This window comes from Pantoea sp. CFCC18179, assembly GCF_059412405.1.
Map to the genome: position 1 here is coordinate 782,075 of NZ_JBNBPM010000001.1, position 15,224 is coordinate 797,298.

The 15,224-nt window shown below is 52.8% G+C and carries 10 protein-coding genes; 6 read left to right on the forward strand and 4 right to left on the reverse strand.

What is annotated here, in order from left to right; genetic code table 11:
- Positions 1-651: a response regulator transcription factor RcsB gene (rcsB, locus tag ACPUC7_RS03655; RefSeq protein WP_007889370.1), complete on the forward strand. Its 651-nt coding sequence runs from the start codon at positions 1-3 to the stop codon at positions 649-651.
- A gap of 63 nt (positions 652-714) precedes the next feature.
- Here the strand turns inward: rcsB and rcsC are convergent, their stop codons facing one another.
- Both rcsC and gyrA read right to left on the reverse strand, forming a co-directional pair.
- Entirely contained in the window at positions 715-3,564 is a 2,850-nt protein-coding gene (rcsC, locus tag ACPUC7_RS03660) for a two-component system sensor histidine kinase RcsC (RefSeq protein WP_494921806.1), read from the reverse strand.
- 164 nt (positions 3,565-3,728) lie between these two features.
- A complete protein-coding gene (gene gyrA, locus ACPUC7_RS03665; protein ID WP_494921807.1) occupies positions 3,729-6,368 on the reverse strand; it encodes a DNA topoisomerase (ATP-hydrolyzing) subunit A in 2,640 nt (879 codons plus the stop codon).
- A 176-nt stretch (positions 6,369-6,544) separates the two neighbouring features.
- Between gyrA and ubiG the strand changes: the two genes are divergently transcribed.
- The 4 genes from ubiG to yfaE all read left to right on the forward strand — a co-directional run bounded on the left by ubiG (position 6,545) and on the right by yfaE (position 11,573).
- Positions 6,545-7,270 (forward strand): bifunctional 2-polyprenyl-6-hydroxyphenol methylase/3-demethylubiquinol 3-O-methyltransferase UbiG, encoded by a 726-nt coding sequence (gene ubiG, locus ACPUC7_RS03670; protein ID WP_494921808.1) that lies wholly within the window; start codon positions 6,545-6,547, stop codon positions 7,268-7,270.
- Positions 7,271-7,840: 570 nt separating this feature from the next.
- Positions 7,841-10,126: a class 1a ribonucleoside-diphosphate reductase subunit alpha gene (nrdA, locus tag ACPUC7_RS03675; RefSeq protein ID WP_494921809.1), complete on the forward strand. Its 2,286-nt coding sequence runs from the start codon at positions 7,841-7,843 to the stop codon at positions 10,124-10,126.
- A 53-nt stretch (positions 10,127-10,179) separates the two neighbouring features.
- Positions 10,180-11,310 (forward strand): class Ia ribonucleoside-diphosphate reductase subunit beta, encoded by a 1,131-nt coding sequence (gene nrdB, locus ACPUC7_RS03680; protein ID WP_343554617.1) that lies wholly within the window; start codon positions 10,180-10,182, stop codon positions 11,308-11,310.
- A gap of 2 nt (positions 11,311-11,312) precedes the next feature.
- Positions 11,313-11,573 (forward strand): class I ribonucleotide reductase maintenance protein YfaE, encoded by a 261-nt coding sequence (gene yfaE, locus ACPUC7_RS03685; protein WP_343554618.1) that lies wholly within the window; start codon positions 11,313-11,315, stop codon positions 11,571-11,573.
- A 36-nt stretch (positions 11,574-11,609) separates the two neighbouring features.
- On the opposite strand, the gene ACPUC7_RS03690 is transcribed toward yfaE, so the two are convergent.
- Positions 11,610-12,806 (reverse strand): nicotinamide mononucleotide deamidase-related protein YfaY, encoded by a 1,197-nt coding sequence (locus ACPUC7_RS03690; RefSeq protein ID WP_494921810.1) that lies wholly within the window; start codon positions 12,804-12,806, stop codon positions 11,610-11,612.
- A gap of 154 nt (positions 12,807-12,960) precedes the next feature.
- Entirely contained in the window at positions 12,961-13,269 is a 309-nt protein-coding gene (elaB, locus tag ACPUC7_RS03695) for a stress response protein ElaB (protein ID WP_494921811.1), read from the reverse strand.
- A gap of 291 nt (positions 13,270-13,560) precedes the next feature.
- Between elaB and ACPUC7_RS03700 the strand changes: the two genes are divergently transcribed.
- A complete protein-coding gene (locus tag ACPUC7_RS03700) occupies positions 13,561-15,219 on the forward strand; it encodes a glucan biosynthesis protein D (RefSeq protein ID WP_494921812.1) in 1,659 nt (552 codons plus the stop codon).
- Positions 15,220-15,224 lie beyond the last annotated feature (5 nt).

A 15,224-nucleotide genomic window follows, 5' to 3' on the forward strand; every position in this document is an offset into this window, starting at 1 on the left:
ATGAATAACTTGAACGTAATTATTGCCGATGACCATCCGATCGTTCTGTTCGGTATCCGTAAGTCACTGGAACAGATTGAATGGGTTAACGTTGTAGGTGAGTTTGAAGACTCAACAGCACTGGTAAACAGCTTACCCAAGCTGGATGCGAATGTCCTGATCACCGACCTCTCCATGCCAGGTGAGAAATACGGTGACGGCATTACCCTGATTAAATACATCAAACGTCACTATCCGGATCTCTCAATTATCGTTCTTACCATGAACAATAACCCAGCGATCCTGAGCGCGGTGTTGGATCTGGATATTGAAGGGATTGTCCTGAAGCAAGGCGCGCCAACCGATTTACCAAAAGCGCTGGCTGCGTTGCAGAAAGGCAAAAAGTATACGCCGGAAAGCGTGGCAAAACTGCTGGAGCGCATCAGCGCCGGTGGTTACGGTGACAAACGTCTGTCGCCGAAAGAGAGTGAAGTGTTGCGTCTGTTCGCCGAAGGTTTCCTGGTGACCGAGATTGCTAAGAAGCTGAACCGCAGTATCAAAACCATCAGTAGCCAGAAGAAATCAGCGATGATGAAACTGGGCGTGGAAAACGATATTGCGCTGCTGAACTACCTCTCTTCTGTCAGCGCGACGCAAGTCGACAAAGAGTAATCATAAAAATGGCGGCCTATTTAGGCCGCCATTTTTTTCGCTCAATCTAAACCCATCCTGCAATCACCCTTCCCGGCTTTTCCTCACGCGTTCCGCGTAAACCGCCAAGGTACTTTTCAGCACATCTAACGTTACTGGCTTCGACAGACAGTTATCCATGCCTGCATCCATACAACGCTGCTTCTCTTCTGCCAACGCATTAGCCGTAACGCCGATTACCGGGAAAGTATGTCCCAACTGGCGCAAGCGCTGCGTCAGGCGATATCCATCCATATTCGGCATGTTGACGTCACTCAGCACGATATCGATGTGATTGCGGCTCAACACGTTCAACGCATCCACGCCATCTTGTGCCGTTTTGGTTTGATAGCCAACAGTGCCAAGCTGCTCAGACAGCAACATGCGGTTTATCGGATGGTCATCAACGATCAGCACAATGATGTCTTCATACGTCGCCGCCTGTGGTGCCGGCAATTGCAGCTGCGTGGTGGTGTCGCTATTGATGTTGATGCGGTAGATGCGGCCAAGCAACTGCGGCAAATCATGCAGCATGGCACTGCTCTGAATCCATTGGCCTGGCGCGGTTTCCTGCGCGGTATCAATGTGTCGGCCGCAAATATGAATGTGCGCACGCACGCTTTGCGCTGGCGCATCATCATGATCGCTGATGATCACATCGTCACTGGCCGCGAGGCCTTGATAATGTGCCACCTGAATCCCTTGCTGTTGCAGCAGACGCAACAGGAAACTGGCGAGATAATCATTACGCATATCCAGCCAGATGGCTTTTTCCTGCAAACCATCCAGCAACGGCGGCGTTGGTTGCTGCCCAGCATAAATCGGAATGCGCACCACAAACTGGCTGCCCATGCCCGGTTCGGAATCCACCTCGATATCGCCGTCCATCATGTTGATCAGCTTTTCACAGATCGCCAGGCCCAAACCGGTTCCCTGGAAATTACGCTGCACACCCGAACCGACCTGGAAGAACGGATCGAACAAGCGCGTGACTTCCTTGGCCGGAATCCCCACGCCGGTATCGCGCACGCGGAATGCCAGATAACCTTCTTTCACGTAGGCATGAAGGATAATGCAGCCGGTATGTGTGAACTTGATGGCGTTATTCAGCAGGTTAGAAATCACCTGTTGCAGACGCATGGCATCGCCATCCAGCGTCAGCGGCACATCGTTTTCGATCAACACATACAAAGTCAGGCGCTTGCGTACCACCAGCGACAAATAGTTACTGGCGATGTGATTGACCACTTCGCGCGGCGAGAATGGATGTGGCTCGATTTTGAGCTGCTCCGATTCGATTTTCGAGAAGTCGAGAATATCGCTGATGATCTTTAGCAACAGGCTGGATGAGTTATTCATCGCCGTCACCAACGAATCAACACCTTTCGGCAGCACTTTGGTTTGCAGCAGATCGAGGTTACCGATAATCCCGTACAGCGGCGTGCGCAGTTCGTGGCTGACGGTCGCCAGGAACATCGATTTCGACTGGCTGGCTTGTTCTGCCGAATGCGCCATTTCCTGCAATGATTGCTCCATGCGCACACGTGCGGAAACATCGACCAGCACGCAAATCGCCACGTTTTCATTGCGATAGCGCGAATGCACGAAGCTGATTTGCAGGTTGGTATTGCTGCCGGTCAGTACATCAACAAAATTGACCTGCTGACCGCCGATAATTTCATTCAAACGCTGGCGATCTTCCTGGGTTAACAGCGTCAGATAGTTATGCGCCAGTTCATTACTCAGGATGTTGGTGCCATCGCTGGTACGCAGAATGCAGATACCCACCGGCGCGGAGGCGACAATCTTACGGTTGAACTGCTCGTGTTCCTCCAGTCGGTGCGCGTTTTCTTCAGCCGGCAGGAACATACGACGTTCGAATACCCACGCCAGCGTGAACAAAATCACCGCACTGAAAATATTGAGCAACAGCGCATTGATCAGCATTAATTTTAGCTGATCGACCAGCACATCGGTGGAGAGCGACCACACCACATTGAGATTCGAGGGCGGCAGCGGCTTTTTCAGCACCAGCTGGCGATAGTTGTCGAGATAGCCAAACCAGGTGCTGCTATCCGGTAAATCGTCGAGCGAATAACCTGGACCACCGCGACGTGAACTGAGCAGCGGACGATAATTCTCATCAGTAATCGTCGCCACCAGCGGCAAACCGCCCGGCTGGATGAATTCGTCAAAGCGAATGTTCTGTTCTACACCAAGTAGCGCTTGCAGCTTATTCGCCACATACACCGGCACCACCATATAGAAATTGCCGACGCCTGGCTGCGCGCTGCTGGTGATCCAGTACATCGGTTGGCGCCGCTCTTCTTCATTGCCATTGCGATAATGCAGCACGCGCTCGCGCAGCGCTTTCAGGCTGCGTTCACGATCGACCGAGTTGTTATTACCGATGGTGAAATCGGCGAGGCACTGATTTTCTCCGCCGATAAAGAACACGCGGTTCAACTCGTAAGCGGAGGCGAAATTACTTTTCCAGTAATTGATGTAGTAGCTGAGCGAATCCAGCGAGTTGCGCCAGGTGTTGCTCATTGAGGTGCAATCGCCATCGGAAAACAGTGGGGTAAATTGCGGTAGCGTGCCTTTGCCCGGCGGCATCCCGTTGAGCACATCCAGACCGTTCGCGTTGGCGCTGAGGCGATTTTCGGTGATGTACTTCAGCTCGCGCATCACATCCGCAGAGTGGCGCACATACCAAACCGCTTGACCATAGTTAGTGGCAAACTCCTGACGAACCGCGTTCTCTTTCTCGTGCAGCACATTGATGATGTAAAAAGTGGTCAGCAGCGCGCCCAGCGCCCAGAGCAGCAACGCCAGCGCACGAAACAGATAGCGCGAAATACGAAGCGTGGTGCGAAAGGAGACGAGATATTTCAAAAGAGGCTCACTGGCGGTAAGAGGTTATCAGGATGTTGAAAAGCTTCCATACACTAGCTTTATCGGTTGAAAAAAGCCAGTTGGCGTGCGCCGTTAGCGTAAAACTCAGATAAAAAAACGGCAGGTCAATTTACTGACCTGCCGTTTTTAAACGCCGTTACGAATTACTCTTCGTCATCCGCTTCAGGCGCGTCGTCTTCAGTGTCAACTTCCGGCGCGATGTCGTCTTCGCCTTCGGCTACGCTGCCGTCGATGGCGTCGAGTTCTTCTTCTTCCACCGGTTCAGCCACACGTTGCAGACCCACTACGTTTTCATCTTCCGCGGTGCGGATCAGAATCACGCCTTGGGTGTTACGGCCAACCACGCTGACTTCCGACACGCGAGTACGCACCAGCGTACCGGCATCGGTGATCATCATGATCTGATCGCCATCCACCACCTGTACCGCGCCGATGACCGGACCGTTACGATCGGTGACTTTAATCGAGATCACACCCTGCGTCGCACGCGACTTGGTTGGATACTCGGTGTTGGCGGTACGTTTGCCGTAGCCGTTCTGCGTCACGGTGAGGATTGCGCCCTCTTCACGAGGAACAATCAGCGACACCACTTTGTCTTTCTCAGCCAGCTTGATACCGCGTACGCCCGAAGCTGAACGGCCCATGGCACGTACCGCAGTTTCTGAGAAGCGCACCACTTTACCGGCAGCAGAGAACAGCATCGCTTCGTCACTGCCGTTGGTCAGCGCCACACCAATCAGCTCATCATCTTCACGCAGGTTGATGGCGATAATGCCCGCACTACGCGGACGACTGAACTCTTGCAGAGCGGTTTTCTTCACCGTACCGTCAGCGGTCGCCATGAAGATATTGAAGCCTTCAGTGTATTCACGCACTGGCAGAATGGCGGTGATACGTTCGTTAGCTTCCAGTGGCAGCAAGTTGACGATTGGACGTCCACGCGCGCCACGGCTGGCTTCTGGCAGCTGATAAACCTTCATCCAGTAGAGACGACCACGGCTGGAGAAGCACAGAATGGTGTCGTGGGTGTTAGCGACCAGCAGACGATCAATGAAGTCTTCTTCTTTAATACGTGCCGCGGATTTGCCCTTACCACCACGACGCTGCGCTTCATAATCGGTCAGAGGTTGATATTTGACATACCCCTGATGCGACAGCGTGACCACTACGTCTTCCTGATTAATCAGGTCTTCGATGTTGATATCCGCTCTGTTGGCGGTGATCTCGGTACGACGTTCGTCGCCGAACTGATCGCGCATTGCTTCCAGTTCTTCACGAATCACTTCCATCAAACGCTCAGCGCTTTGCAGGATGTGCATCAACTCAGCAATTTGATCCAGCAGCTCTTTGTATTCATCCAGCAGTTTTTCATGCTCAAGGCCAGTCAGTTTCTGCAGACGCAGATCCAGAATCGCCTGTGCTTGCTGCTCGGTCAGATAATATTGACCATCGCGAATACCGAACTCGGCTTCCAGCCACTCTGGACGCGCAGCGTCGTTACCTGCACGCTCCAGCATCGCAGCAACATTGCCCAGATCCCACGACTGCGCCAGTAAGCCGGTTTTGGCTTCGGCTGGCGTTGGTGCGCGGCGAATCAGCTCAATGATTTCATCAATGTTAGCCAGCGCAATCGCCAGGCCTTCAAGGATGTGCGCACGATCGCGCGCTTTACGCAGTTCGAAAATGGTACGACGTGTCACAACTTCACGACGGTGGCGCACGAAGGCTTCAATGATGCCTTTCAGCGTCATGATTTTCGGCTGGCCCTGATGCAGCGCCACCATGTTGATGCCGAATGACACTTGCAGCTGGGTCAGCGAGTAGAGGTTGTTGAGCACCACTTCGCCGACTGCGTCACGTTTGATCTCGATAACGATACGCATACCGTCTTTGTCGGATTCGTCACGCAAGGCGCTGATGCCTTCCACGCGCTTCTCTTTCACCAGCTCAGCGATTTTCTCGATCAGGCGTGCTTTGTTCACCTGATAAGGAATTTCATTGACGATGATAGTTTCGCGACCGGTTTTAGCGTCGGTTTCCACTTCGCCACGCGCGCGGATGTAAATCTTGCCGCGACCGGTACGATAAGCTTCTTCAATACCACGACGGCCGTTGATGAACGCAGCGGTCGGGAAATCTGGCCCGGTGATGTGTTCCATCAAGCCTTCAACGGTGATGTCTTCGTCATCGATAAATGCCAGACAGCCGTTGATCACTTCCGTTAGGTTGTGCGGTGGAATGTTGGTCGCCATACCTACGGCAATACCGGACGAACCGTTTACCAGCAGGTTAGGAATTTTAGTCGGCAGGACTTCAGGGATCTGCTCGGTGCCATCGTAGTTTGGCACGAAATCGACGGTTTCTTTTTCGAGGTCCGCCAGCAGCTCCGAAGAGATCTTCGCCATACGTACTTCGGTATAACGCATCGCTGCCGCAGAGTCGCCATCGACCGAACCGAAGTTACCCTGACCGTCAACCAGCATGTAGCGCAGGGAGAACGGTTGAGCCATACGTACGATACTTTCGTACACTGCGGAATCGCCGTGCGGGTGATATTTACCGATAACGTCACCGACCACACGGGCAGATTTTTTATAGGCTTTATTCCAGTCGTTGCCCAGTTCGCTCATGGCAAAAAGCACACGGCGGTGAACCGGCTTCAGACCATCACGTACATCGGGTAAGGCTCGGCCAACAATGACCGACATGGCGTAATCGAGGTAAGAGTTCTTTAACTCTTCTTCGATATTGACCGGTGTAATTTCTCTCGCAAGGTCGCTCATGGAGCCGCTATCCCTCTACATAATCCCGGATTTAAAGGTGCGAAAGTATATCACATAGCTTCCCTACGGTGAACGTTAACCAGGGTTTAATCCCGCTTTTCCTTCGCCTTGAGAGATGCGTTCACGCGACTTAAGCGTTTATACTGAGGGAATATTTTGTCTGGAGTGATGATTCAATGATTGAACAACCGCAGGAAAGCCGCCAGAACGTTGACCACGCCGAGATTGCCAAGTTTGAGGCCGTGGCTTCGCGTTGGTGGGATTTAGAAGGTGAATTTAAGCCGTTACACCGAATCAATCCCCTGCGCCTGGGCTGGATTGCGCAACACAGCAACGGTTTGTTTGGCAAGAAAGTGCTGGATGTCGGTTGCGGCGGCGGCATCCTCGCCGAAAGCATGGCGCGTGAAGGTGCCAACGTTACCGGCCTCGATATGGGTGCTGAACCATTAGAAGTGGCGCGTTTGCATGCATTGGAAAGCGGCATCAGCGTCGATTACGTGCAGCAAACCGTGGAAGACCACGCCGCCAGCCATGCGGGAACTTACGATGTGGTGACCTGCATGGAGATGCTGGAGCACGTGCCCGATCCACGTTCAGTGGTATTAGCTTGCGCGCAATTGGTCAAGCCGGGCGGCGAAGTGTTCTTTTCTACCATCAACCGCAATCCTAAAGCTTGGCTGCTGGCGGTATTTGGCGCGGAATATGTGATGCGTATGGTGCCGCGCGGCACGCATGACGTGAAGAAATTCATCCGCCCTGCCGAACTGCTGAACTGGGTCGATGAAACGCCACTGCGCGAAATGGGGATGATCGGCCTGCACTACAATCCGCTCACTAACCAGTTCCGTTTAGGTCGCGGTGTTGATGTGAACTATATGGTTCATACCCATCGTCAGGAGTAACCTGCACACGATAAAACTTCGGTCACCATAAATGGCGACCCTACAGATAATCGGTGCGTTTTCGTAAGGTCGCCATTTATGGTGACCTCCATCCAACAACATTTGGCTCTATCCAGATCAATTTCCTTTTAGACGCCTCCCGCCATTTTTTATACCGTAAACAGGTCACAAAAAATTCATAAGCAATTTTAGATAAGTTCGCTACTGGCGGCCTTGTCAGACCTTTTTTCGTCTAAGAAAAATCCTGAAACCTGTGAGTTGAGCAAGAAACACGCGTCTGATCATAAAGTGAAAAAAAAGTGTGGAGCGGTTGACACTAAGTGCAGGCCTTGCGGCATGGGGATCCAGGATTTTAGCCACCCCCTGAGGACGATTTTTTAGTGAAAATCAACTCTTGTTAAGAACAGATAGCTGACTAAAATACTCACCATATTGTTGTTCAAACTTCCCGCACCCCCTATATATAGTGTTTATCCACAGGCTTACTCACAACGAGCGGCTTGTGCATAGACCTTGTGCATAGATGGGGGATAAATACGTCATTCATGCATGGACAGGTAAAAACGCGACATGAACCAAAGTCTGCTCGTTACTAAACGCGATGGCCGCCAGGAGCGCATTGATCTCGACAAAATCCATCGTGTACTGGATTGGGCTGCCGAAGGACTGAACAACGTTTCAGTTTCCCAGGTTGAACTGCGCTCACACATTCAGTTTTACGATGGCATCAGAACCTCTGATATTCATGAGACCATTATCAAGGCTGCCGCAGACCTGATTTCCCGTGATGCGCCGGATTACCAATACCTGGCTGCACGCCTGGCGATCTTCCACCTGCGTAAAAAAGCTTACGGCCAGTTTGAGCCGCCGAAGCTGTACGATCAGGTGGTGAAGATGGTTGAGATGGGCAAATACGATCGCCATCTGCTGGAAGATTACAGCACTGAAGAGTTCGAGCAGATGGACGGCTTCATCGACCATTGGCGCGACATGAATTTCTCTTACGCCGCAGTTAAGCAGCTGGAAGGGAAATATCTGGTGCAGAACCGCGTCAGCGGTGAAATCTACGAAAGCGCGCAGTTCCTCTATATTCTGGTCGCCGCTTGCCTGTTCTCAGGCTATCCGCGCGAAACCCGCATGGACTACGTGAAGCGTTTCTACGATGCGATCTCCACCTTTAAGATCTCATTGCCAACGCCAATCATGTCCGGCGTGCGTACGCCAACGCGTCAGTTCAGTTCTTGCGTACTGATTGAGTGCGGCGACAGCCTCGACTCTATCAACGCGACTTCAAGCGCTATCGTGAAATACGTTTCGCAGCGCGCTGGTATCGGTATCAACGCCGGTCGTATTCGTGCGCTGGGCAGCCCGATTCGTGGCGGTGAAGCGTTCCACACCGGTTGCATTCCGTTCTACAAACACTTCCAGACCGCGGTTAAATCGTGTTCACAAGGCGGCGTGCGTGGTGGTGCAGCAACGCTGTTCTACCCGATGTGGCATCTGGAAGTTGAAAGCCTGCTGGTGCTGAAAAACAACCGCGGCGTAGAAGGCAACCGCGTGCGCCATATGGATTACGGCGTACAGATCAACAAACTGATGTATACCCGCTTGCTGAAAGGCGAAGACATCACGCTGTTCAGCCCTTCCGATGTGCCGGGCCTGTACGACGCGTTCTTCGCCGATCAAGACGAATTCGAACGTCTGTACACCAAATACGAGAAAGACGACAGCATCCGCAAACAGCGCGTGAAAGCCGTTGAACTGTTCTCACTGATGATGCAGGAACGTGCTTCAACTGGCCGTATCTACATTCAGAACGTCGATCACTGCAACACCCACAGCCCGTTTGATCCAAGCATTGCGCCAGTGCGCCAGTCCAACCTGTGCCTGGAAATCGCGCTGCCGACCAAACCGCTGAACGATGTTAACGACGAGAGTGGCGAAATCGCGCTCTGTACGCTGTCTGCGTTCAACCTCGGTGCGATCAACAGCCTTGATGATTTGGAAGAGTTGGCCACTCTGGCGGTACGTGCGCTGGATGCGTTGCTGGATTATCAGGATTACCCAATCCCGGCAGCACAACGTGGTGCTATGGGTCGTCGTACCCTGGGTATCGGCGTGATCAACTATGCGTACTACCTGGCGAAAAACGGCGTACGTTATTCTGACGGCAGCGCTAACAACCTGACGCACAAAACCTTCGAAGCGATTCAGTTCTATCTGTTGAAAGCCTCGAACGAGTTGGCGAAAGAGCAAGGTGCTTGCCCGTGGTTCAAAGAGACCACCTATTCGCAAGGCATCCTGCCGATCGATACCTATAAAAAGGATCTCGATGCGGTGTGCAGCGAGCCGCTGCATCTGGATTGGGAAGGTCTGCGTGAGTCAATCACCACGCACGGTCTGCGCAACTCAACGCTGTCTGCGCTGATGCCGTCTGAAACCTCGTCGCAGATTTCAAACGCCACCAACGGCATTGAGCCTCCGCGTGGACACATCAGCATTAAGGCCTCAAAAGACGGCATTCTACGTCAGGTGGTGCCAGAGTATGAACGCTTGAAAGATCAGTACGAACTGCTGTGGGAAATGCCGTCTAACGATGGTTACTTACAGCTGGTTGGCGTGATGCAGAAATTCATCGACCAGGCGATTTCGTCGAACACCAACTACGATCCAAGCCGCTTCGCCAATGGCAAAGTGCCGATGAAACAGTTGCTGAAAGACCTGTTGACCGCGTACAAATTTGGCGTAAAGACCCTGTATTATCAAAACACCCGTGATGGTGCGGAAGATGCGCAGGACGATATGGCCCCTTCCATTCAGGATGATGGCTGCGAAAGCGGCGCATGTAAGATCTAATCTCATCTTGTCAGGGCCGGCATTGGCCGGCCCTCTTCACTTTTGGACTCAAAATGGCTTACTCCACATTCTCGCAGAACAAGAATAACCAGCTGTTAGAACCGATGTTCTTCGGCCAGTCAGTCAACGTTGCCCGTTTCGATCAGCAGAAATATGACATCTTTGAAAAGCTGATTGAAAAGCAGCTGTCCTTCTTCTGGCGTCCAGAAGAAGTTGACGTTTCACGCGATCGTATCGATTACCAGGCGCTGCCGGATCACGAGAAACACATCTTCATCAGCAACCTGAAGTATCAGACGCTGCTGGATTCAATTCAGGGACGCAGCCCGAATGTGGCGCTGCTGCCGCTGATTTCTATCCCGGAACTGGAAACCTGGATTGAAACCTGGGCGTTCTCTGAGACCATCCATTCACGCTCTTACACGCATATTATTCGTAATATCGTCAACGATCCGGCGGTGGTGTTTGACGATATCGTTACCAACGAGCAGATTCTGGCGCGCGCGGAAGACATCTCTAAGTACTACGATGACCTGATCGAGATGACCAGCTACTGGCATCTGCTGGGCGAAGGTACGCATCAAGTCAACGGCAAAACCGTCACCGTTAACCTGCGCGCGCTGAAGAAGCAGTTGTACATCTGCTTGATGAGCGTCAATGCGCTGGAAGCGATTCGTTTCTACGTCAGCTTCGCCTGTTCATTTGCTTTTGCCGAGCGCGAGCTGATGGAAGGTAACGCCAAAATCATCAAACTGATCGCACGCGATGAAGCGCTGCACCTGACCGGCACCCAGCATATGCTGAACCTGCTGCGCACCGGTGAAGACGATCCAGAGATGAAAGAGATCGCCGCAGAATGCCGTGATGAGTGCTTCGAGCTGTTTAAGAAAGCCGCCGAGCAGGAAAAAGAGTGGGCGGATTATCTGTTCAGCGGCGGCTCGATGATTGGCCTGAACAAAGACATTCTGTGCCAGTACATCGAGTACATCACTAACATCCGCATGCAAGCGGTTGGCCTTGATCTGCCATTCCAGACGCGTTCAAACCCTATTCCATGGATCAATTCATGGCTGGTTTCCGATAACGTGCAGGTTGCACCGCAGGAAGTTGAAGTCAGTTCATATCTGGTTGGTCAGATTGATTCTGAAGTAGGTGAAGACGATTTCGACGGCTTCCAGCTGTAATCATGAATCGTTCTGTTGTTATTCTGCGTAGCTCTGGCTCGAGGCTGGAGTGCGCAGAAGATCATCCCAATCTGCTGACCACCTTAGAAGCCAACAATGTCTGTGTTGAGTTTCAATGCCGTGAAGGTTATTGCGGTTCTTGCCGCATGCGTCTGCTGAAAGGCGAAGTGGCTTATGCAGAAACCCCGTTGGCGTTTGTGCAGCAAGGCGAGATTTTGCCGTGCTGCTGTCGCGCCAAAGGGGAGATTGAGATCGAGCTGTAAGTTGCAGGTTGCCTGACGCGGCAACCTGCCATTCTGTTAGCTTTTCACCGTTTCCAGTATTTCAATCCAACCGTGCCCGGTACTGACTTCGCTGCCATGCAGCCAGCGGCGCAGCATATTCATCGCCATCATCGCCACTACTTTCTGCCGCGTCTCGACGTTATGACGTCCATGCACGAACTTCACGCGCTGACCCCAACTCGCTTCCGGCGTGTGCAAAGCAATCGCTACTTCACCATCGACTAAATTCCCGACCGATAGCGCCAAAACAGTGCCGTGATGGGCTGCCAGATCGCGCGTGCGCGTTACTTGGGCTTCTAACGCTTCATCGTGTGCAGGTAATATTTCTGCGCCGCTCAACGGCACTTCAGCAGACGCTAGTTGCCAGTTAAGCAAACCCGCAGTGAACTGCTCACTGATGGCCAAACGGAAACCGCGTTGCTGTAACTCACCTGCCAGCAACGCCGGTAAACCTTCGGTGCCTTGGAAGATGGTGCATTCTGCCAACAACAGTTTCACCTGCTGCCAGGCTTGTTCCATCGCCACACGTTGGCTTGCCGGTCCGGTGAGTTTGATCTCGATAATCGGCATTGATGAGCGATAGCCCATCACTGCGCCTTCTGGCAACGCGAGCGGCTCCAACTCGGCGGCGATATCGCTTTCACCGCGACCAAAGGTGGTCAAGCGCAAACACAGCGGCGGTTCAGGCAGTTCAAAACGCGCCTTAAGGCGTGGAATGATCTCCTGCTCGACCATCACTTTAAATTCCGACGGCACGCCCGGCGTGAAGAAAATCCAGCAGCGATTGAGTTGCAGCGCAAAGCCGCAGGCGGTGCCGACCGGATTATCCAGCATTTCGGCATTCGCCGGGATTTCAGCTTGTTTGCGGTTGCTCGGCGCCATGATGCGTCCCCGGCTGGCAAACCAGGCTTCCATTTTTTCCAGCCACGCCTGTTGAATCACCAATTCAGTGCCACAGGCGTTTGCGGCGGCTTGAGCACTGAGATCGTCGCTGGTTGGCCCCAGGCCGCCATTGACGATCAGCACATCAGCAACCTGACTGCGACTTTGCAAAGCCTCCACCAGCGATGACATCGCATCACCGACCGTGCTGCGGCTGGTCATGGGTAAACCGTTCTGGAACAGCACATCAGCTAGCCATGCGGCGTTGGTATCAACAATCTGCCCATGTAACACTTCATCGCCCGTTGAGAGCATTTCTACACGTATCACGTTGCGTTCTCCTTGAGTCCCTGTCGCTTTACTGTAGGAAGTGCCCAGGCGAAACACAATCGCGGATGATGCGAAACAAGGAATTGGTGGGAATTGAAACAGCGAAAGGGGGATGAGCGAGGATTCGGGCGCGGAATATCGCGCCCGTTGCAACTTAGCGTCGAGCCAGCAGTAAACCGACAAACAAGCCAGCGGCGGCACCAATGCCAATCCCCTGCCACGGTTTTTCATGCACGTAATCATCGGCGCGATACGCGGCGTTTTTGGCGCGATAGTAATAGCTGTCCGATGCCTGGCTCACGCGAGATTTTACGTCTTCCAGCGCTTGCTCAGCTTTGAGTTTCAGTTCGATATATTTCTGATCGGCGGGATCGCCTGAAGCGCGAAGCACTTCTTCCAGCGTTTCCGTCAGCAGCGCCAGGTCGTCATCAAGGCGTGATTCAAATTGATCTGAAGATGACACTATGTAGTTCCTCCATGTTCGTAACGCGTTGTGGTTTAACTATAGTCATTAATTCCAGTTTTGCTGGCGGGCGTTAACCAGGAATTCACCGAGTTTCACGGCTCTCAATGCAAAGTTATGTTATCCGCACACCAGCAACGCGAAATCTGCTTCGCTTATTTGATTAATCTGATAAATTTTCCGCAGACTGAATTTTTTATTTCCACGACTGTCGTAACCCCCTGTAGTCAGACGTTTCTCGTCTTACGAGAGTCAAAATACACCCGAGCAGCTAAGGATTAGATTTCCGGCATGAATCGTAGAAAATTTATGAAAGCGTCCATGGCCCTCTCCGCAGTAAGCGGCATGACGGGTCTCTCCACGCTGTTTGCACAGTCCGCCTGGGCCGATGATGGTATCGCCGACGGAGCCGCGGTGCGCTTCGATTTCGACTCACTGAAAAAGAAAGCGTCTGCGTTGGCAAAACAGCCCTGGGGCGGCGCACCCGGCGCCCTGCCCGACACGTTGGCCAATCTGACCCCGCAGGCCTACAACGAAATTCAGTACGATGCCAATCACTCGCTGTGGAATAACATCGCCGATCGCCAGCTTGATGTGCAGTTCTTCCACGTGGGAATGGGCTTCAAACGCCGTATTCGCATGTTCTCCGTTGATGCAGATAGTCGTGAAGCGCGTGAGATTCACTTCCGCCCTGAGCTGTTTAACTACAACAACGCCAACGTTGATACCAAGCAATTAATCGGTAAAACCGATCTTGGCTTTGCCGGTTTCCGCGCGTTCAAAAAGCCGGAACTGGCGCGTCGCGATATCGTCTCCTTCCTCGGCGCGAGCTACTTCCGCGCGGTGGACGAGACCTTCCAATATGGCTTGTCCGCGCGTGGCGTGGCGGTAAACACCTTTAGCAACGGCAAAGAAGAGTTCCCAGACTTCACCGCCTTCTGGTTTGAAACGCCGAAAGCCGACGACACCACTTTTGTGGTTTACGCCTTGCTGGATGGCGCGAGCATCACCGGCGCGTACAAATTCACCATTCACTGCGAAGAAAAACGCGTGGTGATGGAAGTGGAAAACCATCTGTTTGCCCGTAATGAAATTCGCCAGCTTGGCATCGCGCCAATGACCAGCATGTTCAGCTGCGGCACCAACGAGCGCCGCATGTGCAACACCTACCATCCGCAAATTCACGATTCCGATCGTCTGGCGATGTGGACCGGTGAAGGCGAGTGGATTGCGCGCCCGCTAAATAATCCACAGCGTTTGCAGTTCAACGCCTATCAGGACGAGAACCCACGTGGTTTCGGCCTGTTGCAGTTGGATCACGACTTCAAGAATTACCAGGATGTGATTGGTTGGTACGACAAACGTCCAAGTCTTTGGGTTGAGCCGATTGGTAAATGGGGCAAAGGCGCCATCAATGTGATGGAGATTCCCACCACCGGTGAAACGCTGGATAACGTGGTGTGCTTCTGGCAGCCATCAGAACCGGTGAAAGCCGGCAGCGAATTCAACTTCCAGTACAAACTGTATTGGAGCCAGTTGCCGCCAGTGCGCAGCGGCTTGGCACGCGTCGATGCTACTCGCACCGGTATTGGCGGCTTCCCGGAAGGTTGGGCGCCAGGCGAACACTTCCCGGATACGTGGTGCCGTCGCTTTGCCATTGATTTCGTGGGGGGCGATTTGAAAGCCGCTGCACCGAAAGGCATTGAGCCGGTGATCACCGTTTCTAGCGGTACCTTTAAGCAGGTTGAGATTCTCTACGTCGAGCCGCTAAACGGTTATCGCATCCTGTTTGACTGGTATCCAAACAGCGACTCGACTAAGCCAGTCGATATGCGTCTGTTCTTGCGTACCAAGGACGAGACGCTGAGTGAAACCTGGTTGTATCAGTACTTCCCGCCACCGCCAGATCAGCGTAAATACGTTGATGACCGGCAGATGACGCCGGGCTAAGCCTA